This window comes from Tenacibaculum amylolyticum, assembly GCF_964511145.1.
Lineage (GTDB): Bacteria > Bacteroidota > Bacteroidia > Flavobacteriales > Flavobacteriaceae > Polaribacter > Polaribacter amylolyticum.
Genome location: NZ_CAZEFZ010000063.1, coordinates 302,668 through 327,361, shown reverse-complemented (window position 1 = coordinate 327,361; position 24,694 = coordinate 302,668). Strand labels below are relative to the sequence as shown.

At 31.1% G+C, this 24,694-nt stretch carries 19 protein-coding genes; 5 read left to right on the top strand and 14 right to left on the bottom strand.

Annotated features, from left to right (window positions below; translation table 11 throughout):
- Window positions 1-7: 7 nt before the first annotated feature.
- Together ACKTTC_RS14510 and ACKTTC_RS14505 are read left to right on the top strand one after the other, a co-directional pair.
- Window positions 8-961: a bifunctional helix-turn-helix transcriptional regulator/GNAT family N-acetyltransferase gene (locus ACKTTC_RS14510; RefSeq protein WP_408040563.1), complete on the top strand. Its 954-nt coding sequence runs from the start codon at window positions 8-10 to the stop codon at window positions 959-961.
- 201 nt (window positions 962-1,162) lie between these two features.
- Window positions 1,163-2,068, top strand: a complete 906-nt coding sequence (locus tag ACKTTC_RS14505; protein ID WP_408040562.1) for an EamA family transporter — start codon at window positions 1,163-1,165, stop codon at window positions 2,066-2,068.
- A 66-nt stretch (window positions 2,069-2,134) separates the two neighbouring features.
- Here the strand turns inward: ACKTTC_RS14505 and ACKTTC_RS14500 are convergent, their stop codons facing one another.
- From ACKTTC_RS14500 to ACKTTC_RS14445, 12 genes are all read right to left on the bottom strand, one after another.
- Entirely contained in the window at window positions 2,135-2,746 is a 612-nt protein-coding gene (locus ACKTTC_RS14500; protein ID WP_408040561.1) for a hypothetical protein, read from the bottom strand.
- 55 nt (window positions 2,747-2,801) lie between these two features.
- Window positions 2,802-3,581 carry a hypothetical protein gene (locus ACKTTC_RS14495; protein WP_408040560.1) on the bottom strand — a complete coding sequence of 260 codons (780 nt, stop codon included), beginning with the start codon at window positions 3,579-3,581 and terminating at the stop codon, window positions 2,802-2,804.
- Window positions 3,582-3,683: 102 nt separating this feature from the next.
- Window positions 3,684-5,384, bottom strand: a complete 1,701-nt coding sequence (locus ACKTTC_RS14490; RefSeq protein WP_408040559.1) for a hypothetical protein — start codon at window positions 5,382-5,384, stop codon at window positions 3,684-3,686.
- A gap of 106 nt (window positions 5,385-5,490) precedes the next feature.
- Window positions 5,491-5,913: an STM3941 family protein gene (locus ACKTTC_RS14485; protein WP_408040558.1), complete on the bottom strand. Its 423-nt coding sequence runs from the start codon at window positions 5,911-5,913 to the stop codon at window positions 5,491-5,493.
- 60 nt (window positions 5,914-5,973) lie between these two features.
- Entirely contained in the window at window positions 5,974-6,495 is a 522-nt protein-coding gene (locus ACKTTC_RS14480) for a hypothetical protein (protein ID WP_408040557.1), read from the bottom strand.
- Window positions 6,496-6,547: 52 nt separating this feature from the next.
- Window positions 6,548-7,789 (bottom strand): DUF6638 family protein, encoded by a 1,242-nt coding sequence (locus tag ACKTTC_RS14475; RefSeq protein WP_408040556.1) that lies wholly within the window; start codon window positions 7,787-7,789, stop codon window positions 6,548-6,550.
- A 43-nt stretch (window positions 7,790-7,832) separates the two neighbouring features.
- Window positions 7,833-8,456 carry a hypothetical protein gene (locus tag ACKTTC_RS14470; RefSeq protein WP_408040555.1) on the bottom strand — a complete coding sequence of 208 codons (624 nt, stop codon included), beginning with the start codon at window positions 8,454-8,456 and terminating at the stop codon, window positions 7,833-7,835.
- Between the two features lie 66 nt (window positions 8,457-8,522).
- On the bottom strand, window positions 8,523-9,293 hold the full coding sequence (locus ACKTTC_RS14465) for a YwqG family protein (protein ID WP_408040554.1): 771 nt from the start codon (window positions 9,291-9,293) through the stop codon (window positions 8,523-8,525).
- Between the two features lie 67 nt (window positions 9,294-9,360).
- The gene (locus ACKTTC_RS14460) at window positions 9,361-11,319 is read right to left on the bottom strand and encodes an AAA family ATPase (RefSeq protein ID WP_408040553.1); all 1,959 of its coding nucleotides are present in this window, start codon (window positions 11,317-11,319) and stop codon (window positions 9,361-9,363) included.
- 129 nt (window positions 11,320-11,448) lie between these two features.
- Window positions 11,449-12,033, bottom strand: a complete 585-nt coding sequence (locus ACKTTC_RS14455; protein ID WP_408040552.1) for a hypothetical protein — start codon at window positions 12,031-12,033, stop codon at window positions 11,449-11,451.
- A 49-nt stretch (window positions 12,034-12,082) separates the two neighbouring features.
- Window positions 12,083-13,129, bottom strand: a complete 1,047-nt coding sequence (locus ACKTTC_RS14450) for a hypothetical protein (RefSeq protein WP_408040551.1) — start codon at window positions 13,127-13,129, stop codon at window positions 12,083-12,085.
- 89 nt (window positions 13,130-13,218) lie between these two features.
- Window positions 13,219-14,559, bottom strand: coding sequence for a coiled-coil domain-containing protein (locus tag ACKTTC_RS14445; RefSeq protein ID WP_408040550.1), 1,341 nt, complete (start codon window positions 14,557-14,559; stop codon window positions 13,219-13,221).
- Window positions 14,560-14,877: 318 nt separating this feature from the next.
- Here ACKTTC_RS14445 and ACKTTC_RS14440 point away from each other — a divergent pair, with 318 nt between their 5' ends.
- On the top strand, window positions 14,878-17,580 hold the full coding sequence (locus ACKTTC_RS14440; protein WP_408040549.1) for a T9SS type A sorting domain-containing protein: 2,703 nt from the start codon (window positions 14,878-14,880) through the stop codon (window positions 17,578-17,580).
- 181 nt (window positions 17,581-17,761) lie between these two features.
- On the opposite strand, the gene ACKTTC_RS14435 is transcribed toward ACKTTC_RS14440, so the two are convergent.
- Together ACKTTC_RS14435 and aceB are read right to left on the bottom strand one after the other, a co-directional pair.
- Entirely contained in the window at window positions 17,762-19,390 is a 1,629-nt protein-coding gene (locus ACKTTC_RS14435) for an isocitrate lyase (RefSeq protein ID WP_408040548.1), read from the bottom strand.
- A 288-nt stretch (window positions 19,391-19,678) separates the two neighbouring features.
- Complete coding sequence (gene aceB, locus ACKTTC_RS14430; RefSeq protein ID WP_408040547.1) at window positions 19,679-21,274, bottom strand: malate synthase A; 1,596 nt, start codon at window positions 21,272-21,274, stop codon at window positions 19,679-19,681.
- 127 nt (window positions 21,275-21,401) lie between these two features.
- Here aceB and ACKTTC_RS14425 point away from each other — a divergent pair, with 127 nt between their 5' ends.
- Entirely contained in the window at window positions 21,402-22,886 is a 1,485-nt protein-coding gene (locus ACKTTC_RS14425) for a helix-turn-helix domain-containing protein (protein WP_408040546.1), read from the top strand.
- A 72-nt stretch (window positions 22,887-22,958) separates the two neighbouring features.
- Window positions 22,959-24,602 carry an acyl-CoA carboxylase subunit beta gene (locus tag ACKTTC_RS14420; protein WP_408040545.1) on the top strand — a complete coding sequence of 548 codons (1,644 nt, stop codon included), beginning with the start codon at window positions 22,959-22,961 and terminating at the stop codon, window positions 24,600-24,602.
- Window positions 24,603-24,694 lie beyond the last annotated feature (92 nt).

Below are 24,694 nucleotides of genomic sequence, written 5' to 3'. Positions count from 1 at the left end.
AAAACAAATGGATGCGTTACAAGGTATTGGTGAAGTTGGTTTAGGTTCTAGATTGAAAAGGCTTAGTGAGTATATGATGAAAGAAACTCAAATAGTGTATGATACACTACATTTTGATTTCGATCCTTATTTATTTCCTACACTGAAAGTTATTATTTATAAGAAACAAGTTACAAATACTGAAATCAATCAAAGTTTGAAAACTTCTCAGCCTGCAACAACTCAAGTGATCAATAAATTGGATAAGAAAGGCTTAATTGTATTGAAAGAACATCCATCAGATAAAAGAAAGAAAGTAATATCTCTTTCTAAAAAAGGGGAAAATTTAGTTGAAAGAATTCAACCTTTATGGGAAAGTATTGAGCTAACGATAAAAGAATTTACTCGTATTAGTTCAGACTCTTTAATTGAACATATAAATGTATTAGAAAAAAAATTTAGTAAACAATCTTTTAGTGAAGCTATTATGGAACATTACGCAATTAATCATAAAACACAATTAGAAATTATAGATTTTAAAAATGAGTATGCATCTAAATTTTACGATTTAAACATTGAATGGTTGCAAACTTATTTTTACGTAGAACCTTATGACGAAGAGGTACTAAGCAACCCTGATAAGTATATTATAGATAAAGGTGGTTATATCTTCTTTGCTAAATTGAATAATGAAATTGTAGGTACAGTAGCCCTAATGCCTTTTGATGAAGACGGTGGGTTTGAGTTGACAAAAATGGCGGTATCTCCTGAACATCGAGGACATAAAATTGGGCAGAAATTAATGACGAAATGTATTGAATTTGCCAAAGAACATTCATTTTCTAAGCTTTTATTATACTCGAATACTAAATTAGAAAACGCCATTTATATTTATAGAAAATATGGTTTTGTAGAAGTTCCTATAGAAGAAGGTGCTCCTTATAAAAGAGGGAATATTAAAATGGAGTATAAAGGTTTATAATTACACTTTTATACTACGTATTTTTATATTATTAACTCTTGTGTTAAACTACTATACAAGGGGCTGAAGCCCCTTGGTTTTTAATTTTAGGATATAAATCCATAAAACTATGCTGATCTCACAGTATTTATAATTTAAAAACGTTACTTAAATCATCCTTAATTACTAGTTTTGCCGCTTGAAATTTTTAAACGCAATGGTATGTGGATGTATTTAGGACTTTTAGCGGCTTTGTTTTTAGGATTACACAATCTATGTAAAAAGCATGCTGTTCAAAATAATGAAGTCTACCCAGTGCTTTTAGGAACTTTGATTAGCGGACTTTTAGTATTACTTCCCTTCTATTTAGGCTCGCATTTTTTTCCTGAAGCAACCTTAAAAGCTGGTTTTTTAATTGAAGATATTCCTTTACAAAAACATGGTTTTATTTTTATAAAATCTATGATTATGTGTGGTTCTTGGGTATTGGCATATCAGGCATTAAAACATTTACCAATTACTATTGTAACTCCTATACGTTCTGCTGGACCTTTTTTTACGTTTATTGGTGCTATTTTCTTGTATCAAGAGCGTCCTAATTTTTGGCAGTGGATTGGTTTCTTTTTAATCATTTTTTCGGTGTATCTATATTCTCAAATAGGAAAAAAAGAAGGTATTATTTTTAAGAGTAATCGTTGGATTTATGCAATTATTGGTGCTACTTTTTTAGGAGCTTCTAGTGGTTTATATGATAAATTTTTAATTCAGAAAATCTCCTTAAATCCACAAACATTACAATTTTGGTTTTGCTTTTATTGCATTCTTATTTTACTATTCATTTTGAGCTTTATTTGGTTTCCAAATGCTGAAAAACGCAAAGCTTTTCGTTGGCGTTGGTCTATTCCTGCTGTAGGTATTTTGTTACAAACAGCAGATTATTTCTACTTTAAAGCGCTACAAGATCCTGAAGCTCTAATTATGTTATTATCTGCTATTAAAAGAAGTCAGTTAATAATTGCCGTTGTTATTGGTGGAATTTTATTTAAAGAGCAAAATAAGCGAAAAAAGCTGCTTCCACTTGCAGGAATTATGATTGGAGTTGCTTTGATTTTGTATTCGAATTCTTAGTTATCAACCTCTTACTTTTATTTAAAAAGATTCTTGTTTTCGCAAGAATGACAGATGAAACTAGTTCTACCTTATTATTTTATAAAACTCTTCAAAGTAGTATTTCTCTTTTGCTTTTCTTTTTTTAAATAATGTTAGGATTTCTTCTTTTTCTTCTAATGTTAGCTCTATTATTGGAGGGTTATATTTTGGTGGCGCTTGATGATCTATATTTGTAATAAAATTAATTACATAATCAGACAGCATAGCTCCAGATCCAATACACCCTGAACGATAATATACGAAAGCTAAGGTATCATTTAGTGATTTCATGAACAATGGGTATTTCTTCACTTTATTATTATACATTAAACCTTCATAAGCAACAGCTTTTACTGTTCCATTTGGGTAGTCTAATAATTTATAAAATTCTAAAGGTTTTACATTTTCAATTAACCACTTATGAATAAAATAACTATCAAGTCGATATCCATATTGGCTAATTGAATCCGAACTAATTTCACCTATTCTATCTAATCGTTGTACTGAATCTTTCACCTCTTTTCGAATTCCTTTCCATTTAAAATTCCACTTTGGAGTATAAGAATTTGAAATAATAAATAGAAAACCAACCATTAGAAAAGTTAGTATCGGTAATAAGTAAGGTAGTTGTTGAGTGTTATGTTTTTTCTTTTTCATTTTATTATTATCTACAATTTATAATAATAACTCTATCAAAAACTATACCTGTATACTAATACTGTCTTTTAGCTCTTGAATACCAAACTAAATCTATTTTATCTCTAATAATTTCTATATAACCTCTAATTGAGTAAGGCTTTCCTAGGAATAAAAATAAGTGGTTTTTTCCAAATTGAATTAGGTTAAATTGACTCCAAATACTTTTGTTTGAAAGTAAACCAATCTCTATTAGTCTACCTTTTTCTAATCGTGCCAAATACGTTTTATCTTCTTTCTCAACCACATGATATAAAACATCATCATAAACAAAACTAAAGTTTATCATAAAACCTCCATAGTCGCTCCATAATGTCTCTACTCCTTTTCTAGACTTACTCTCTAAATCTTCTAAGTAATATGGTGGCTTTATAATTTCTTCTCTAGGCTTAGGCTTTAGAAAAACTTCCATCTTACTGGGATCTTTGATTTTAAGAATACTTGAACTTCCAGAACCATGCCATAAAGAAGCTGTTATAATATAGCCCCCTTTGTATTTATTTATCGATTTCACACAAGTAGCTGCACAAGAATATTCTATTCCTGTCATATTATTTGTAAACCAAACAGAACCTCCCCATTCTCCTCGACAAGTGATTCTAACAGAATACTTCTCATCTTTATAAAAAATTTCATTATCGTATTTTTTATAATCCTGTAGTAGATTATGTAGTGTATACTGCAAAGACTTATATGGTACTTCCCGTTCTAATATCTCAAAAACATTTATTTCTTGAGAATACGTTTTATTGAAGAAAATTAAAAATGCTAAAAAAATAATATACTTCTTTTTCATATCTAGCAATTTAAAAAACAGGTAACTAATTGCTTCCGCTCCCTTCGACTGAGCTCAGGGAACGTTAGCAATAACACTAATAATTTCTTTTATTTCGAAAGCTTATTCTTCTTTCTCCAAGGCTTTTAAAGAATCTATTTTTCGTTGAAATTCTTCTATTTGCTTTTTATTTTTGTTCTCTTTGAGTTTCACATTAATTGAATCAATCTTAGCTTTCATTTGGTCTTTAAACACACTTGAATTGATCTTAAAATAATCATTCGATGTTTCACTTTCTTTCCAAGCTTCTCCTAATTGCTCAAAGATATTTACATCCCATTTACTTGGATGTTTTGCATCTATCCAAACTACATCTCTATACTCGCTATCTACCAAAGCTAAATCTGGAGTTGCAGAACCATCAAACTGACGTGATTCATCTCTTATAGCAGAAATCGTTCCTAAAAAGAATAAACGTTTTCTTCCGGCAATTTCTTTAATATAAGGTCTAAATTCTACAGGTTTATTTACAGACCAATCGAATTCTTTTCGAGATTCTTTAACTTTTAATGGCATGGCAGAAACTCCTGCATATCCCTGTTTTTTAGAAGCATGATCGTAGTAATAAAACTTATCTGTACCATCTGCAGGAATAAATACGCTATAAGTTAAACTCGTTCTTTCGTCTCCTACAGGTTCTAAACCAAACCAATGATACAATCCAGAATATGCATCTGATTTCGTATCTGAAAAGTCGAAATCTGTTACAAAAGGTTGCTGATTCTGATCTTCAGACAAATCTGGAATTTTTACAGCTGTTTTCATATTCCAAGGTAATGGATCGCTAAAACCTCCTAAGAACTTTAAAGATTCAGCTTGTAAACGTGAAACCTTTTCTGCTAACGTATTTTGACGTGTTAAATACGGATAGTTTTTCATTTCACTTGGCGAAATATACGTTCCTTTTCCAAATAAAATACGTTCTATATAATCATTAAAATCGTGTGCTCCATTTTCAATAACCATTACTCCACCAAAAGTTGGATACGGAAAAAAGAATCCTTTCCATTTGATCAAACTTACTACTTGTACCCAAGCTCCTTTATCATTTTTCATATAATAAGTATCACTTGGTTCCATATTAAATAATTGGAACAAATTGAAGCGTTGTACTACAGCATTATAAGTATTTCTACTAAATCGTAAAGATTCTCCAATAGAAAAAGTTACTGGAATTCTATTCTCACTAGAAAACCTTGGAAATGGCGTTGTACTAGATACGGCAAAAACCTCTTCTGTATTATCTGTCATTCCTTGCCAAGCATATTTTTCTGTAGGCTGAATAGCCATTGTCCATTTATTTACAGAATCGATTCTTACTAAGTGTGGCAAAGAAACATCTTTAGTTTCTCCTACAGATTCATTCGCCATAGAGAAAATATTCATTAACGGCTGAATTCTTTCATTACGCGTTAATGGTAATTCTTCTATTTCAACTTTGTTTAAACTATTGAATACATTATACGTTTTAACATAGTCGTACATTTTTAAATGCCATCCTACATAATATAAGATTCCAAAAAATGCTGTGATTCCTACTAAAGTAAATAACCTTCCTCCAGTACTTGCTGTCCTTCTGAATTTTCTAAGTCCAAAAAACAACACTGCAAAGCTTAATAATATGATGAATATATATTTTCTAATAAATAGTAAGCCTGGTTGAAAATCGTCTCGTAAGATGAAAAGTGTTAATAATAATATTAAGCTGATGATTATTACAATGAACTTTTGTTTAGTTCCTTTTCTCCAATAGTTTTTAATCATTTTAGTTACTTTTTAAGTACTTTATATTTTTGATAAGTTAGTTAATGTATTTGAAATAACTATTTTATTATCTATTAAAAGTCGTCTCTTTTATTCTTCCTTTTTATTAATTTTTTGAAACACTTTTAAATTTATATTCTATCATCAATTGTAGCAAATCATCTACTGAAATGTTATAAATTGACTGTATTGCTCCTTCTTTTCCTGATAAAAGTTTTGCTATTTTTTTCCCTTGATCCCATTTCTTATGTTCCTCAGTATAATCAAAAAAAATCATTTTATTACTATGAATAGTTCCTATTCTAAAGTCTTTAACGTGTGACCATTTTGTAAAATTAGTTCGAAACATACTTTTTACTTCAAATCCATCATCTGTTAATTTTAAGTATGATGCATTTGGATAAAATTGAATTAAGGATACAACGCTCCCTAATCCAAAAAATATAATTCCTAACCATGCTTTTAATGGTTCTTCTTCTAACATTAGAACTCCTAAAACAACAAACACAGCACTTATTAAAAGTAACATTATGTTTTTTAGCATTTTAGGTCGAAATATTCTATATCTCTCTTCCATAAATTTCTATTCTTATAAATACCCTTTATCTTTTAATCGATCTCGGGCACTTTTTTGCTCTTCTTTTGGCTTTTCTTCAACTTTCTTTACTTCTTCTACAGCTTCTTTCTTTTCTACTTTTAAGTCATCTATAAAGTCTCTCCCTTTTTCTAAAGTTTCTTGTACTATCTCTCCTAAAGAATCAGAATGTTCATCTATAATTTTTCCTGATTTAAAAATAAATCCTGCTACATAAGTTCCTGCTAATGTTCCTACAATCATAGACATAAAGATAGAAACTGTAGCTAAACTAATTGGTAATATAAATTTTGCTATTACAATAGCAATTAAAAATAAAGCAGTAATAAACACCAAACGTAACAAGAATGATTGCTGATATAAAAAACCTTTTGTATCTGTTGTTTTCATTTGTAGCTCTTTCGAGTACATAATTTTATTAAAGAATCGATAGAGCTTATTTCCTTGCGACTCTCTCCAGTATAATACTATTCCAAATAATACAGCTGCTATAAATAAAATAAGTTCTAGTGTCATGGTTTGTTTTTTAGTAAGTTTCTATTATTTCTTTTATCTGCATTTAATGCTATTAATTCCCTACACCTTTTTGAATCGTGTCAATCACCCAATCTTTCATGGAATCTCCCCAAGTTTGATACAATTTGTAAAATATCTCTTTATCGTACCAGTATAAAAATAATACATCTTTTGGCGATATGCTTACTAAGAGTTTCCAAACTAAATCTTGATCGCTAGGCTTTAAGGAAGTATGCGGACTGTGTAAAGCTACATATACTTCTCTATCTAGTAATTCTGTTGCTTTTATTGTTGGGTCTCCTTTTTTCTTTTCTAAATATCTATCTAACCCCATTACTTTCTTTCGAGCTGTAATGTCTATTTTATTTAAATAGCTTTTGAAAAGTATAGGATCGTTTAATACTTCTTTTACAGAATGTGTTTCTTGATTTATAAACTCTGAAAGCAAGAACTTTTTAATGCGATTGTAACGCTGTAATGTTATTTCAGAATCTAAATCAAGTTCAATCATTAAATGTGAAGTTAATTTTTCTATTAATTCATCGTGTGAAATATGATACATTAACACATCATGACTCGTATCTTTTATAGCTTCTTTATAAGCTTCCATGTTTTCAAACACCAAGATTGGCGATAAAAAACTCTTAAGCACATAAATTCCGCCAAACGCCTCAGTATAAAAAGATTCTGTTTCGTAAAGAATATCACTTAAACTAATCTCTCTATCTCTTAAATCGCCATACTTATTTGCTGAATCTAATAATTGTTGATGAATACTTTCATCTATAAAATTATTGTCTTTTTTAAACAATTCAATAAGTGCTAACTGTTCTTTTTTCACTTTATCTAAATCATCTAACAAGCGAAATTTTACAGTAATATTTTTATATTTCAGCACATCTAGAGGCTCATAAAACACATCTATATCTTGATCAAAATCGATACAAATTGCTGAGTCTCTTGTAATATTTTCTATTCTACTTTGATGTTTTTTGAACACTTGCTTCATTAACTCACGATCGAAAGAATGAAACGGATTGTAAATAGGCAATCCTTTTTGCAAAGGTGTAATGATGATACCGTGTGGATTTGCTTCACCATTATTTAAATAATGAATTTCATTCTTTTCTTCTGCAACTTCAGGACTCCAACCTATACCATCAATAAAAAACGAGTCGAGCTTTGTTGGTGTAAAACCTAGCTTTTCCAAACATTTATTATAACGTTCTACTAACTTTCCGTTGATTGGAATTAGTTCTCCTTTGTATAAATCTGCTTCTTGTAATTTTTGCATATTACCTCTTAACTGTTAGCGACAATTATCTCTTTTAAAGTTTTTATTCTTTAATCTTCTTAATCAATTTAATATTTCCTTCTATAGGAACAATATTAATATTCGTTTCTTCTTTGGTTACATAAAACACATACGAACTATTTTTACCTATTATTTTTATAGGCTTACTCTCTCCATCTTCAAATGTTATTTGATGCGAATATTTATAGTTAAAATTATTAATTCTATCTTTTATTTTTCCGCTACTTCCTACTCCTAACCCAATATACATACAAACCATCATTGTTGCCATGAAAGGTAAAACAGCGTTCTTTCTATTAAAACCTTCTAAAATCTTATCTAACTTTTCTTTCTTTTTACCTCTTTGATATTTTTCTTTTTTAGCTAGCTTGTTATAATAAATCTTCATTAATTTAAAATATCCAACCATTAAAATTGAAAGTACAATAACAGTTACTAGAATTATCCAACTTTCACTTAACACAGCCACAGGGCTTAATAAAACATCTAAAACAGAGGTATATTCAAAAATATTAACACCTAAACGTCCGTAGTAAATAGTTTGATTTATAACTCCTAGTATTAATAAAAAAGCATATCCCATAGACATATAATCTTGTATGCCATAGTTATTAGTTTCTACATTTATTGTTTCTTTATTTTCCATAATTGTAGCCTCATGTGTTTTATATTGCTATTTATAATATTTCTTAAATTCTATATTATACATTGATTAACAACAATCCCAGTAAAAATAAGCTTTTGTAAAGTCTTTTTTAATCAAGTTCTCTTTGTCTATAAAAATATGTCCTACTCCACTATCTCCAAACATTATTTCATCATCAACATCAATTTGAAGTAACTGTATATCTTCTTTTTTCCCTATTTCATATTCTCTTGGATCTGATTGTGTAAATTCGGCATAACCTCCTAACTTATGCCCAGTAGCATCAATATAATCTGCTAATTTTTCTTCATCTTCCTCCGAAAGTGCTTCTGTAAACTCCCAATAATCTAATCCTCCAAAAGAAAAATCAAATTGTGAATCTTCTGAAGCCCCTCTATCTATATCTTTTTTAAAAGATAAACTATGTATTTTAAAAATTGGAGATTCATCATAATCCTTCTCTGTTAAAAAAGAAAAATCTTCAATACTTTCCTTAATTAATTCTTCTTTTGAATGATATACTATTTTATACTCATCTTCATACCAATCTTCTGAAAATAAAAATAATTGAAGAATTCCATCTTTCGGAAAATGCTCAAGATGAGGTATTTCTTCAAAATTTATTTGAGCTATTAATATTAAAGGTTTATCATTATGATCTTTAGGGTATTCCTTATCTTTTGGAAAAAAAGGTTTTCCTAAAAACTTGCTTTCTTTTATTCCAAGGCTATCTTCAAGAATAAGATCTTTTGTTGGCATAGCATTAATTCTTATAACCTCTCGCTCATATTTTCTTAACTCAGATTCGTATTTTTTTAAAAACTCTGGTATCATCATTCTATTATTTCTTTTTCTTAGAGTTCCTTATTAAAACTGACCTATTAATTCTAATAAAAAATCATTTTTATCTTTTATCAAATTGCTCTCTTGCCTCTAGTTCAATATTCATTTGATTGATACGTGCGTCTACTTTACGTTTAAAGTCAGTATCCGCAATCGTAGCTACATTATCTAAATAACGTACTACTTCTTGCCTTCTAATTTCAGAAAAATTCAATCCTTTCATATTCGCTTTCATTAGTTCTTGTAACATATTGAATTTCGTTTCATAATCTTTCTTGAAATAGATCTCTGGATTGTCGAACCAATCTTGTTCTAAATCAAAATCTGTTAAACGTAATGAAATCGCAGATTGAATATTACGTACATCTCTTGAAGAGAAAAACGGAAATATCTTCTGTATTTCTTTATACAAGCTCGCAAAGAACATATGCTGATTGGTTTCATATTGTTGCGCTACCCTATCGTATACTTCATGTACACGTTCCTCTGTAGGTTTTTCAACACTTTCTAAAATGTCTCCCATGTTTTTAGCTAACCCTTGATCTGCTAAATATTCGTATGCTGAAGGCCCTTGCATATTTACAAAATCAGGCATGGTTTTTTCTAGCTTTCTCCACCAAATATGATCTTGATCTAAGAAGTCATTTTCTGTCCTCGCTCCATCAATTTTAAATCGTCCTTGTACACGAGAAATAACCGCTTTATCTAACATTTCTGGTAAATTAGTAAATAATCCTATAGAACTATTTCCATAATTTACTGCATAGGCACCTTCCGTATAACGTAAAAATACTCCTATTACTTCCTTTACTCCGGCAGAAACTCCTTGAGCTGTTCTTTCTTGTAAATTATTCTCTGCATCATCTATAGGTGCAAAAATCAATTTTGTTGGATCTTGCATTGGCTTCATCCATTCTACCATTTTTTCTGCAGAACCTCCTTGAAATGTAGAGATTAAGGTATCTGGCATTGGATGAAACAAAAACGGTATTTCTAAGTTATCGCAATACTCTTTTAATCGAGTAGCAATCGCTGCTATTAACATACTCTTTCCTGTACCAGGAATTCCATATCCCATAAACACAGGCATAAAACCTCCTAATTCTTGAAAAGGATTTTTTTGAGCTTCGAAATCGTAACTCAACATTCGTTCTGTTAAACGACGTGCAAAGTGTTTTGCATCTTTATTACCTACAATTTGCTCGAATTTAATTTTATTAAACTCAACACTTTTTGCCGTACCGCTAAACGTATTTTCCCAACCAGAAACCGCAAAATCTGAATTCTCTAGTTTGTAGGTTCTATCTGTAATCGTTTCAGTGTATTCTAAACTACTTTTTCGTAAGTTGATTTCATCTATTAACGCTTCAAAATACACTACTGTAAAATCAATTACATCTTTATCTGATGTAATAATTTCTGGGTGTGATAAGTACTTATCGTAATAATATAAGCAGCACGAAATTCCTTTTAATGGTGAAAAGAAAGACACTTCTGGAATGCCTGCAAACTTTTGCTTCATTACCGATAAATCATCAGAAGCATGTGGTTTTAAATCGTGTAAAATTTTATACGCTGTAGCAAACAACTGAAAAGCTGTTGCTGTTTGCATTTTACTTTCAAATTCACGTTTACCATTAGCATCTAAAGCTGCTCTCTTTTCTGCTAAACTCGATAAACCTGATGCGTCCGTATAACTATCTTTAATCCAAATTCCTAATGTTAACCCTTCTTGAACAGCAAACAGTGTTTGATTTAAGAATACTGGTAATGCTACTGAATCTGGTAATAATCTCTTTTTTAAGGCTAAAATTGTTTTGGAAACTGAAGTAATTTCTGAAGCTCCTCCTCCTTTAGCTCTAGACAAAAACAATAATATGGATTCGTCTTTTGCATCTTTATCTTTATTCTTAGCACGTTGACTTTGTTCCCATTGAATACTTTTTAAATATCCGCTAGCTTCATCGCGAAGCATGTCTAATTCATTTTTCTTTATTGGAAATGTTGAATTGTGTTCCATAGTTTTATTTTTTTATGTCATTATGAATTAAAATACTTTCTCTCTACTAATCCATATCCGATAGTACAAATAATTATATTATTTCAATTCTAATCATGACATTTTAAATACTTATTTTATTTAAAATTCTTATGTTTTAATCTCTACTTTTTTTTCTTGTGAACGATCGTTATGTTTTTCTTTAAAACTATCAAATCGTGTTTCTATGTCTTCTTCTTCTATTTTTCCTTTTTGATACGCAATTTCAAGTTGTAATAATTCTGCAATTTCTTCTAAATAGGACTTATAATATGTTACTGCATTGTAATGTGTTAATTTTCTTAAATTTAAAATACTGTTAAATAAATAATTATAAGAAAACTCTGATACATTCTTTGCTACTAGTTCATTTGATATAATGGTTTCGAAGGCTTCAGGATAGGGAATTGGATTATCCAATTCTAGTTTATCTATTGCTTCATCATTATTATACTTTATTGAATCTTTCACCAGCTTATCTACTGCTTCTTTCATACTTTGAGCATACTCACCTGTACCCAATACTATAGATTTTGCAGACTGTAAAAGTTTGATTGTATCTTTTTTTTCTTTTTCTTTAATTCCTGAGTTTGTTAACGATATTGCTAAAAAGACACCTACTAGAGTTGCTATAAGTGTTAATGTAAACGACACCCATTCTTTTTTATCAATTTTTATAAGTTTTACTTTTTTCATATAAAATATTTAACTTCTTAATATTCCTTAATAATAATGTATAATAGCACTACATTTTAATTTTTAAATCAGAAGTTTGTATCGGTTCTTTGGCTAATTCATTTAAAACGGAAGATGCTTTATTATACAATAACTGTATAATTCTGTGTGGAGCAAATACATATTTTCTATGATCTACTTCATTCCATTTTTGTAAGGTTTGTTTTGAAAAGAATCCTCCTTCTGTAAATGTACTTCCTGAAAAAACTTCATCTGTTTTAAAAGACAATGCATACGATTCTAATGGTATCTCTTTCTTCCCGATTCCTTCTAAAATAGTATGTGTAATGAGGTTTTCATCTTTAGCAAATACATTATGCAATGGACCTAAATCAATTCTTTTTATATACTTAGGGTGAATATCTGGAAGTTTTCTATCTATATTATATGCCATCGTATCTAAAGGCATATTTCTATAGGCGGTATCTTTTAAAACCTGATATAAGTCTTCTTTGTACAACTTACTCTTTTTTCCTTCGTAATTGAAGTACATAAAACACACGTAAGGTCTATTATCTGATACATCATAAAAACTCCAACTTGTCAGCAATTCAGCTGGACTATTTTCTGGTGCTTCAATAATTTTCCCTTGTACAAATCGATTGAAAATATATTTAGGGTTTACTGAATTATAATATACAATTGAAGCTGCTTGGAATAATCTTCTTCTTTTAACGTGTTGCTTTTTTCTTAGCAGAACATCTAAGAATTCCTCTTTCAAATCTTCTACATTTTCTAGTTTACTGATGTACTCATTTTTGAGTTCTAAGTCGTTCACTAGATATCTAAATTCTAAATAATTAGGAAATCCAGATTCAGTAAGATCTATTTTCATATTGTCTTCTTCATCATACATATACTTAATACGCATGGCTTCAATAGAATACAAAAACAAGTCTGTATACTGTTTAAAGACAACTAATTCTTGACTGCTACATAAATTTTGTTTCTGAATATTTACTATTAATTCTTTTAGAACAAAATCTAGCATTTTATGGTAAAAGACATATTGTTCTTTGGAATCTAATATTGCAGAATCTAAAGGTGTTACAATCATATATACTTATGAAATAATTGCGTTAAAGGTTCGTTTAAATTGAATTGAGATTTAAAGAGACGGTAAAATACCGCCTCTTTTATAATTCATTATGATAATAAGTCATCATCGTTCGACTCTGGCTCAGGATCATTATTAGTCGGTTCATCGTTATTTGGAGCAGCACCATCTACTTTGTAATAATCTTCAAATAATTCTTTCATATCGATTCCGTAACGATCTGCAAAATTCTTTTGAATCTTTGAATCTTTCTCACGGATTTCTTGCAATGCTTCCGCATAAGAACTATATACTCCTTGCATTACTTTTTCATGAACTGGAATATTATCCATCATTTCCTGACGTGCTTTAGCACTTGCTGTATGCATAGCTGCTAACGTTTCTCCAATATGTTCATCAGTTTTTACACCTAAGTGCTCTAAAATAGCCGCAAATTCTTGATCTGTTCTAGCTTTTAACGCTACTACATATCCATCGTAATACTTTAAACGTTCTTCAGTATCAGATTTTAATTTAGCTCTATGCGTTTGTAAGTTACTACGTAAAGACGTTAATACTTTAATTGTTAAGTTATGCTTATGCACAAAACTGTCTTTACTTGCCGCTAATGTTGTATACGCGTTCTTAAGACCTTCTAGCTCCTCTACTTTTTGCTCTAACTTGGTTACTTTTCCAATTGCTTGTGCATACTCTGTAGATTGTTTATCAGCTATTTCTTCTAATTCCTGACGTGCTTGTTTTAATAATGCATATTGCTCTTCTAATTGTGCTTCTACTTCTTTCTTCTTTTCTAGAGCTTTTGTATGATTTTTAGTAGCTTCTACAATCGCAACTTGCAACTTATCTTCTACTTCTTTAATCTCTACTTCACGTTCTTTTAAACGTGTTACTGCTGCTTGTGATTTATACGATAATTCACTTAATAAAGTTTGAACATCGGCGCTTTCTATACGCTCTTGGAACATAGCTTTTGCTTTGTTATCTGCTCCTGCACGTACTTTTTCTGCTTCTTTTAATTCTTGTTCAGCTTTTGCAATTTTACTTTTTCTTCCCCAAAGATTATTCCACCATGTGTCTGGTTTATTTTCTGCATCTTCTAATTCGATTCTTGCTCTCTCTAAAGCTTTTTGAGCATTATCTATAATCTTTTGCTCATCTGCATTTAATGAAGAAAACTTCTCAAATATGATTCCTACTTCATCTTGATAATCTGTTAAGTCTTTAATAGCATCTAAAAGCGTTGTTCTATCTTTCTCTGCCATATTTACAACATCATCTAATGTTGCATTTAAAATTTTCTGTCTAACCTGTGGATCATCTTCTTGTGCAAGCTTAGATTTCATGCTATCTATAGCTTTTCCCCAGTTAACATCTACTTTTTCTGTTTTCTCGTTTGAATTCGTTTCTAATAAATCAAAATCGTCAGACATCTTGTGTAAGTTTTTATAGTTGTACAATTTTTAAGAGTAGCAATTTCGTCAAAAAAAATTATTTACAATAATTATTACTCAAATATATGTGTGTCTTTTATTTAAAATGTTACAAAGCCGCTATAAAAAACAGAAAATTGACCACATCTACAACCTGCATAAAGTAAAAAAGGGGAAAGTCCTATTTTTTTAATTTATAGAGAAATTCACCCGAAAAAGGTGAGGGATTTATTTCTCGAACTAGTACTTTAGGGCGTTTTTTAAGCTATTTCAAACCCCGAAAAATCAAATGAAACAAAAATTGAAAACAACACTATTATGAAGACAAAGAAAGTTAAACACTTAAAAACACAAACCACTACACACATTAGAAAAAACATGCTTACTAAATCTTATCTTTTTCTACTTGCTTTATTCACTTATTTATCTACACAAGGACAAATTACGGTAAACGGGAATGCTCCTTTTAAATGTAAATCTACAATCATTTTACAAGCACCTAATTCAGGAACCAACCTGATATATAAATGGGTTGCTTCTGGACCTGTTCATCTAAGAAAACCTGGAACCTCAGGAAATGGAACCAATGTTGTTAGTATTGTAGGTAACAATCAAGTAGAACTTATTGTAAAAGGAAACGGCGATGTTTCTGTAGATATATTTAATGGAAATAATTTAGTAGGAAGTGAAACAGTTACTATTGAACCTAGCAATAATGATTTAAATCCTACTTATGCTATTGCACATGGAAGTTTACAAGCTCCTAATAATATCCAAACTCATCACCCTTGGATTCCTATTGATGCATCTCCTAGTGGTACCCCACAAACAATTACTGTTACAAACCACGAACCTTTCGATATACTATGGTCTGTTGGAGGTGGAGTAACAATTCTGAATAGAACAACTGGAAATGTACTAGTAGGAAGCGAATACCAAGCTCAAGTTACACTTATAAGTGATGGAACAGTTAACAAAGGTTTTATTAGAGGAAGCTTTATAGATTCTTGTACAGGACTTTGTGGTAATAGCACCTATTTTAATTGGGAAATATTAAAAACGATTCAACCTAATAATATTGATGGTGTAGTTTGCTTAAGAGATGATAATCTTGACAGCTCTAAAACTACAGTATACAGTATTCCTGACGAGTTTGCTGGAAATGCAATTTTTGAATGGAGCATTTTAAATGAAGACAACACGCCATTTGATCCTTCAATACTTCAAATTACATCTGGTATTCTTTATGGAAATGCTGCTACTGTTAAATACTTAGGCAATCACACTCCATCTACAGTAGGTAATTTTAAAATAAGAGCTACCAATGTTGTAGGTCGTAATACAAATAATGTTTACAACCAACCTTTTCAAGAAAAAGTAATTACTGCAGCTCCTAAAACTCCTACAACAGGGCAAACAACTTATTGTGCTAGCGCTAATATTGGAGCTACAACCACAATTTCAATTCCAAATCCTCAACTTGGAATTTCATATACTTGGTCTCAAGACGAAGATCCTCAAGGAAATCCTGTAACAGATTGGAACATTATTCCTAACACAGATGGTACCTCTATAGATATTGTATTTAATGATACAAAAAGTGGTATCTTACATATTACAGGAAGCAATAGTAATAGTGACGGCACGTTATGTAATAGTGCCAGTACTATTGTATACATTAATCGAGATAGTGCAGATAATATTACGATAACTGGTCCTAATTGTATTCCATTTGGTAGTACAGATACATTTACTTTTACTGCAACTCCTTTTGCAAGGTACGACTGGGATACATCTTCATTACCTTCAAATTGGTTGATTCAAAATAATGGTAACTCTTTAGTAATACAACCAGATCAAGGAAACTTTACAGAAACAGGAGATTATACTATTTCTGCCTCTTTAGCAGGAAACTGTAATTCAAATACAAGCAGCAATTATTCATTTAGTGTTGCTCCTGATACTCCAACAATTCAAGGAGAAACTTGTGCTGGAATTGGAGAAAACAAATCTTATACTATTACATCTGTTGGTGCATCAACTGCTCTTGTTACCTTTAACGGTAGTAACCAAACAACTGTAAATTTAACTGGAGGAACTGGAACATTTAATTTTGCTCCACAAGAAAATACAACTATTGAAGTGACAACTAGCACTTCTAATAGCTGTAATTCTACCATTACTTCATTAAACATAAATGCTAAACCAATAGTAACTAGTATTACACATGGAATAATAGGCTGTGGTAACACTCCAGTAACATTTAAAGCTAACACTAATGGAACCGCTACAAACTACAACTGGAGATTCCCTACAGATTGGACAGAAATAAGTCGTACAGGAAACACGATAACTTTAGACTTAAACAATACTTCAGGTGAAATAGGAGTTACTCCATCTAGTAATGGTTGTACTGGAAATGAAACAGTTTTAAACGCCGTAGTTAATTCATTAGATATTGATTTTGATAGCACATCAAAACCATTTCACATTATAGCTACACCAAGAAATCAAGCTACATTAATAATGAATTGGTTTTTTACAACCAATCAGAATGATTTAAATGAAACACTTTGTACAGGAGGAACACCTTTTGATAACGACTCTAATCCTAGAGCTTCAACTGAAGTTCCTGCAATTCCTAATTTAAGTGATTGGGTACGATTAGAAGTTACAGATCCTGCTACTGGATGTACTAGATGTTATGTGTTTAAAATCACTAATGTCCCAGCAAGTAGAAGCGCAGCTATACAACCAAATAAAAACTCTTTTTCTGTTAATACTAATTTAGTTGTTAAAGCTTATCCTAATCCGGCAAGCACTATATTAAATGTAGAAATACCAACTAAAGAAAGCATACAATTTATGGCACTTGTAAACCCGCAAGGGAAAATAGTACACCAAAAAACAAAAATTAACCATAACGAAGCTATTGAAGTTACTAAATACACTAAAGGAATCTATCTTTTATATGTATTAACCAAAAAGGGGTATATTACTAAAAAAGTAATAATTAAATAACATTCATAAATAGCTTAAAAAACACTTATTAAAGCTACCTTTTTTAGGTAGCTTTTTTTATTCATTTTCAATTAAGCACACCACATAAAAAACCGCTTTTTTTAAAAGCGGTTTTTTTCAAACTAGAAATATATGTAAACAAACAACTAACTAAAACTAGTATAGTCTCAGTATGTGTATTTTAAAGAGCTACTGAAGTTTTTTCTTCAACAACTTCCTTAGCACCAGCATCAAACTGATTTGATGTATTTTTAACTCCACCTGCTTTTAAAGCATTGTCTCCAGAGAAAAATGTTTTATGATCATCTCCTAAATCTGACCCTGCCATTCTTTGATGTTTTACACAAGAAACTCCTTTTCTAATTTCTTGCCTTTGTACTCCTCTTACATATGCTAACATTCCTTGTTCACCAAAATATCCTTCCGCTAAATCGTTCATATGTAACGCTGTTGTATGATATGTTGGTAATGTAATTAAATGGTGGAAAATTCCAGCTTCTCTTGCTCCATCTACTTGAAATGTTCTTATTTTTTCATCCGCTCTGTCTGATAATTCTGTACCATCATATTTTGCATTCATCAAATTATCTCTATCATATGCAGATACATCTTCTCCAGCTTCCAGCATAGCATCATACACCTGATTTCGGAAATTTAATGTCCAGTTAAATGAAGGTGAATTGTTGTACACTAACTTTGCATTTGGTACTACTTCTCTCACTCTATTTACCATGCTTGCTATTTGCCCAACATGTGGTGTAGGTGTTTCAATCCATAATAAATCCGCTCCATTTTGAAGACTCGTAATACAATCTAGCACCACTCTATCGATATTAGTTCCTTCTCTAAATTTATACAACCCGTTCGCTAATCTTACAGGACGTACTAACTTGCCTTCTCTTTTTAATAAAACTTCATTATTAGAAACTTCATCGATAGAAACCTCTTCACATTCTACAAAATCTAAATATTGTGAAGCTAAATCTCCAGATTCTTGACTTACTGGTAATTTTTGTGTTAAACCAGCACCTTCAGAGTCAGTTCTTGCAACAATAACCCCTTCTTCTACTCCTAACTCTAAAAACGCATATCTAACTGCATTTAATTTTGCTATGAAATCTTCGTGTGGCACTGTTACCTTACCATCTTGATGCCCGCATTGTTTTGCATCTGATACTTGATTCTCAATTTGAATAGCACAAGCTCCTGCTTGAATCATTTTTTTAGCTAATAAATATGTCGCTTCTTCGTTTCCAAAACCAGCATCTATATCGGCAATAATTGGCACAATATGCGTTTCAAAATTATCGATTTGATCTTGCACATCTTCACCATTTTCTAATCTTCTAAACAAGTCATTTAACTCAATTGCGTCTGCCTGACGTAAGAAATCGTAAATTTCTTCAATCAATGCTGGAACTGCAGTTTTTTCGTGCATAGATTGATCTGGTAATGGTCCAAATTCTGAACGCAATGCCGCAACCATCCACCCTGATAAGTATAGATATTTTTTATCTGTTGTTTTATTATGTTTTTTTACTGCAATCATTTTTTGTTGTGCTACAAACCCGTGCCAACATCCTAATGATTGTGTATAGTTCGCTGAATCAGCATCATATTCCGCCATATCTTTTCTCATAATAGCTGCAGTATATTTTGCTATATCTAATCCAGTTTTAAAACGGTTTTGCACAGTCATTCTAGCCGCATTTTCTGGACTAATAGAATTCCATGTGTTCCCAAACTTTTCTTTTAACATGATTACCGTTTCTAGCGCTGAACTATAACTCCCTTGTGGTAAATTTTTCATAATTTTGTTTTTCTTTAATAAGTTATTGAATTATTAATGACTTGCCCTTTAAATGTTGCCGCATTTTTGGGGTTTTTTTTGTTTTTATTCAATGGGTTAAATCCCATTGGTTGTATTTATTCTTAATTTGTTCGTGTAAAAATTATTACTTAATAAACTAGCACAATTATTCTTTATGTTATGTTTTACTTCAATAATAATTATCTCCTATACAATGGGTTGAAACCCATTGATTATGTTTCATATTAATAATGATTCTTTTCTATACAACGGATTGAAAATCATTGGTTATATGTATTGATAAGCTGATAATGTTAAGAACTCTTCAAAATTTTCAGACAATACTAAATCATCGAACAATTGGATTGCCAACTCAAAACGTCTACTTTCAAAATACGGCACTCCAACCATCGCTTTAATTTTTCGCACCTCTTCTTTTCTAAGTTCTTGATACATTTCTAAGTCAAATGTTCTTCCATCTTCTAATTGCACATTTTTATGCAACCATTGCCAAACTTGCGTTCTTGAGATTTCCGCTGTAGCCGCATCTTCCATTAGGTTATATAAAGCTGCTGCTCCGTTTCCAGATAACCAACTTTCTATGTACAGGATTCCAACATTGATATTCTTACGAATTCCTTCTTCAGTAATCGTACCTAATGGTAGCTCCACTAATTGAGTTTCTGTAATAGCTAAATTTTCTCTTTTATTATCTATTTGATTTGGCGTTGGCATTGCTTCATTAAAAATATCCATAGCTACTTTTACCAAAGCTGGATGCGCTACCCATGTACCATCGTGACCGTTTTCTACTTCTTGCTGCTTATCTTTTTTCACTTTAGCATATGCTATTTCATTAGCCTCTTCATCATTCTTAACAGGAATTTGTGCCGCCATTCCTCCCATAGCATGTACTCGTCTTAAGTGACATCGTTGTACTACCTTTTGAGAATACGCTTTCATAAAAGGAGAACTCATTGTTACTTGATCTCGATTTGGCACTAAAAACCCTTTATGGTTTCTAAACTTTTTAATGTACGAAAAGATATAATCCCAACGTCCGCAGTTTAATCCTGCCATATGATCTTTTAACTCATAGATAATTTCATCTAACTGAAAGCTTGCAGTAATTGTTTCAATAAGAACAGTAGCTTTAATTGTATCTTGAGGAATTTCAAGATATTCTTGCGCAAATACAAATACATCATTCCACCATCTTGCTTCTAAATAATGCTCTAACTTAGGTAGATAAAAATAAGTTGCAGAATCTTGTTCCAATAACACTTTAATATTGTGAAAGAAATACAATCCAAAATCTACTAACGATCCAGACATCTCTTCTCCATCAACTAAAAAATGACGCTCATTTAAATGCAATCCCCTTGGTCTAACCAACAATACTGCTGTTTCATCATTTAAGCTATACGTTTTATCTTTTGCTTCGTTATAATACGAAATCGATTTCGTATTTGCATCTAATAAATTTTGTTGACCGTTTAATATATTCGCTATTGTTGGCGAATTACTATCTTCAAAATCGGCCATAAACGTTTTTGCTCCAGAATTCAATGCATTGATAATCATCTTACGATCTACTGGACCTGTAATCTCCACTCTTCTGTCTAATAAATCTTGTGGTAATGGTTTACATACCCAATCTGAATTTCTAATTGATGCTGTTTCTTCTGGAAAAGAAGGAAAATTACCTTGATCGAAAAAAGCCTGCGTTTTGACTCTTTCTTTTAGCAACTCTACTCTTCTCTTATTGAATTTGACATGTAACTCAATTAAAAAAGCCTGCGCCTCTGGCGTTAAAATTGACTGATAAGATTCGGTATTTACTCCTGTAAACTGAATCTCTTTAAGAATTGCTTTTGCTTCCATTTTCTTCTTTTTTAAATAATTACACCACAATGTTATAAAATATTTTTGAACTCCACAAGCGAACGTTCGCTAAATTTTAAAATTTCACAATTTTTATATGTTCGCTATTATTTTTAACTTTGGTTTTATGATTATAGAAGACGAGTATATCCGCCTTATTTTTGGGCTAAAGCTGAAACAAATACGAACAGAAAAAAATCTTTCCTTATTTGGTTTAGGAAAACTTACAGGATTATCAAAATCTTACTTAAATGAGATTGAAAAAGGAAAAAAGTATCCTAAAACAGATAAAATTGCAATTCTTGCAGAAAGTTTAGATGTTCCTTACGATCATTTAGTGTCTCTAAAGCTAGATAAAAACTTAGCTCCTATTGGCGAGATTTTACAGTCTAAGATTTTAAAGGAAATTCCATTAGACTTATTTGGTATTCAAGAAAACAACTTAATCGACATTGTTGCCAATGCTCCTGCTAAGGTTAATGCCTTTATAAGTACTATTATTAAAATATCTCAGAACTATAATTTAACCCGAGAAAGTTTTTTCTTGGCTTCGTTACGTTCATATCAAGAAGCACATAATAACTATTTTGAAGATATTGAGGAAAGTGTAGAGAAATTTGCAAAGTTGTACCACATCAATCTAGAAAAAAGAATTACATCCGATGATTTAGAGGAAATTCTTATAGAAGAATTCAATTATATTATCAATACCGAAGAGTTAGCAAAACATAGTAATTTAACTGATTTACGGAATATTTACATTCCTAATAAGAATACACTTTTATTGAGTAATGAAATTACTGAGGCTCAGAAGACTTTTATTTATGCGAAAGAAATTGCTTATAATTTTCTGAAGATAGAAAATAGATTATACACGTTCCCTTGGATTAAGTTTGATAGTTTTGATCAAGTTTTAAATAATTTTATTGCTTCTTATTTTGCAGGTGCATTAATTATACCTAAGAAAACACTAGTAACTCAGCTAAAAGAATTGTTTGCTTTGAAAGAATGGCAACCGTTGCGTTTACATAAAATCATTAGAAGTTATAATTGTTCTGACGAAACTTTCTACCAGCGTTTGACAAACATACTTCCAAAAACATTTAACATTAAAAATTTATTCTTTCTACGCTTTACACATAAAGAAGGTTCACCAGTGTATCGTTTAAGCAAGGAACTACATATAACTCAGCAACAAGCACCGCATGCGAATAGAAATCAGGAACATTATTGTAGAAGATGGATTTCTTTAAAGACAATTCAGGATTTCGAACAGTCTTCTCAAGAACGTTCTGCTTTTGGAATTCAAATTTCTTCATACGAAAATTCCTCTAATGAATATTTAGTATTGTCTGCAGCAAACAAAGATCCTTTTAAAAAAGACATTTATAGAAGTATTAGTATTGGTATGTTATTATCTCCTCATTTAAAGCGAAAATTTCAGTTTTTTAAAGAAGATACTTTCGATAAACAAATTGTTGGAGTAACCTGCGAAACTTGTTCTGTAAAAGAATGTACTGAAAGGGTTGCAGAACCTTGGCGACTTACCAAATTGGAGCGTTATAACGAAGTAGAAGAAACCGTAAAAAACATTATTAACTCCTTCCAATAATCACAATGTATGTGTGCGCTGATTTTATTATTTTAGCAATCGCAAAACAAACAGCAAAACAAACAATCAACCATGGATATTAACTTCAACAAAAACGAAGATCGCAATAAATTATTAGCCTCCGAATTAAAGCAAAAACTTAAAAAAGTTTACTTAGGAGGTGGCGAAAAAAGAATTCAAAAACATCATGAGAAAGGTAAAATGACCGCTCGTGAGCGTATTGATTATTTATTAGACGATGCTGAAAAAGCTATAGAAATAGCTGCTTTTGCTGGTGAGGGAATGTACAAAGAACATGGCGGATGTCCTTCTGGAGGTGTTGTTGTTAAAATTGGTCATGTAAAAGGAAAACAGTGTATTGTTGTTGCTAATGATGCTACCGTAAAAGCCGGAGCTTGGTTTCCTATTACTGGAAAAAAGAATTTAAGAGCGCAAGAAATTGCCATTGAAAATAAATTACCAATTATCTATTTGGTAGATTCTGCTGGTGTGTATTTACCTATGCAAGATGAAATTTTTCCAGACAAAGAACATTTTGGACGCATTTTTAGAAATAATGCAGTTATGAGCAGTATGGGAATTACACAAATTGCTGCTGTAATGGGAAGTTGTGTTGCCGGTGGTGCTTATTTACCAATTATGAGTGACGAAGCTCTAATTGTAGACAAAACGGGTAGTATTTTCTTAGCTGGAAGTTATTTAGTAAAAGCTGCTATTGGTGAAACGATTGATAATGAAACTTTAGGTGGAGCAACTACACATTGTGAAATTTCTGGAGTTACAGATTATAAAGCTAAAGATGATAAAGATGCTTTAGATCGTATTAAAAATGTAATGGACAAAATTGGAGACTTTGAAAAAGCTGGATTCAACAGAATAGAAAGCAAAGTTCCTGCAAAAGATCAAGATGAAATCTTTGGTATTTTACCAAAAGCACGTCACGAACAATACGATATGATGGAAATCATAGAGCGTTTAGTTGATAATTCTGAATTTGACGAATATAAAGCTGGATATGGACAAACAATTATTACGGGGTATGCCAGAATTGATGGTTGGGCCGTAGGAATTGTAGCGAACCAAAGAAAAATTGTAAAATCTAAAGGTGCGAAAACCAAACCTAGCGAAATGCAATTTGGAGGCGTTATTTATTCAGATTCTGCTGATAAAGCAACTCGTTTTATCGCGAACTGTAATCAAAAGAAAATTCCTTTAGTATTCTTACAAGATGTTACTGGTTTTATGGTAGGAAGTAAGTCTGAACACGGTGGAATTATTAAAGATGGTGCTAAAATGGTAAACGCTGTAAGTAATTCTGTTGTTCCTAAGTTTACAATTGTAATTGGTAATTCATACGGAGCAGGAAATTACGCTATGTGCGGAAAGGCATACGATCCTAGATTAATTGCAGCTTGGCCAAGTGCTGAATTAGCAGTTATGAGTGGAAGTTCCGCAGCTAAAGTTTTATTACAAATAGAAACTGCTGCCTTAAAGAAGAAAGGTGAAGAAATTACCAAAGAAAAAGAAGAAGAGTTGTTTAATAAAATTAAATCGAGATACGACGAACAAATTTCTCCGTATTATGCGGCTGCTAGAATTTGGACAGATGCTGTAATTAATCCGTTAGATACTAGAAATTGGATTTCTACTGGAATAGAGGCAGCAAATCATGCGCCAATAGAAAAGCCTTTTAATTTAGGAGTTATTCAAGTATAATTCTATTTATTATAGAAACTATAAAAAAGCTATTTATATCTAATGTATAAATAGCTTTTTTCTTTTATCAAATATAACCTAATAATGAAGCA

What these genes read in the sequence shown, in the direction of transcription:
- ACKTTC_RS14435 (WP_408040548.1), bottom strand. Translation starts at nt 19,390, where the DNA reads ATGAAAAATTTACCACAAGGGAGTTATAGTTCAGCGCTAGAAACGGTA.
- ACKTTC_RS14445 (WP_408040550.1), bottom strand. Translation starts at nt 14,559, where the DNA reads ATGTCTGACGATTTTGATTTATTAGAAACGAATTCAAACGAGAAAACA.
- ACKTTC_RS14480 (WP_408040557.1), bottom strand. Translation starts at nt 6,495, where the DNA reads ATGACACTAGAACTTATTTTATTTATAGCAGCTGTATTATTTGGAATA.
- ACKTTC_RS14505 (WP_408040562.1), top strand. Translation starts at nt 1,163, where the DNA reads ATGTGGATGTATTTAGGACTTTTAGCGGCTTTGTTTTTAGGATTACAC.
- ACKTTC_RS14500 (WP_408040561.1), bottom strand. Translation starts at nt 2,746, where the DNA reads ATGAAAAAGAAAAAACATAACACTCAACAACTACCTTACTTATTACCG.
- ACKTTC_RS14510 (WP_408040563.1), top strand. Translation starts at nt 8, where the DNA reads ATGGATGCGTTACAAGGTATTGGTGAAGTTGGTTTAGGTTCTAGATTG.
- ACKTTC_RS14465 (WP_408040554.1), bottom strand. Translation starts at nt 9,293, where the DNA reads ATGATGATACCAGAGTTTTTAAAAAAATACGAATCTGAGTTAAGAAAA.
- aceB (WP_408040547.1), bottom strand. Translation starts at nt 21,274, where the DNA reads ATGGAAGCAAAAGCAATTCTTAAAGAGATTCAGTTTACAGGAGTAAAT.
- ACKTTC_RS14485 (WP_408040558.1), bottom strand. Translation starts at nt 5,913, where the DNA reads ATGTTACTTTTAATAAGTGCTGTGTTTGTTGTTTTAGGAGTTCTAATG.
- ACKTTC_RS14460 (WP_408040553.1), bottom strand. Translation starts at nt 11,319, where the DNA reads ATGGAACACAATTCAACATTTCCAATAAAGAAAAATGAATTAGACATG.
- ACKTTC_RS14470 (WP_408040555.1), bottom strand. Translation starts at nt 8,456, where the DNA reads ATGGAAAATAAAGAAACAATAAATGTAGAAACTAATAACTATGGCATA.
- ACKTTC_RS14450 (WP_408040551.1), bottom strand. Translation starts at nt 13,129, where the DNA reads ATGATTGTAACACCTTTAGATTCTGCAATATTAGATTCCAAAGAACAA.
- ACKTTC_RS14490 (WP_408040559.1), bottom strand. Translation starts at nt 5,384, where the DNA reads ATGATTAAAAACTATTGGAGAAAAGGAACTAAACAAAAGTTCATTGTA.
- ACKTTC_RS14475 (WP_408040556.1), bottom strand. Translation starts at nt 7,789, where the DNA reads ATGCAAAAATTACAAGAAGCAGATTTATACAAAGGAGAACTAATTCCA.
- ACKTTC_RS14495 (WP_408040560.1), bottom strand. Translation starts at nt 3,581, where the DNA reads ATGAAAAAGAAGTATATTATTTTTTTAGCATTTTTAATTTTCTTCAAT.
- ACKTTC_RS14420 (WP_408040545.1), top strand. Translation starts at nt 22,959, where the DNA reads ATGGATATTAACTTCAACAAAAACGAAGATCGCAATAAATTATTAGCC.
- ACKTTC_RS14440 (WP_408040549.1), top strand. Translation starts at nt 14,878, where the DNA reads ATGAAGACAAAGAAAGTTAAACACTTAAAAACACAAACCACTACACAC.
- ACKTTC_RS14455 (WP_408040552.1), bottom strand. Translation starts at nt 12,033, where the DNA reads ATGAAAAAAGTAAAACTTATAAAAATTGATAAAAAAGAATGGGTGTCG.
- ACKTTC_RS14425 (WP_408040546.1), top strand. Translation starts at nt 21,402, where the DNA reads ATGATTATAGAAGACGAGTATATCCGCCTTATTTTTGGGCTAAAGCTG.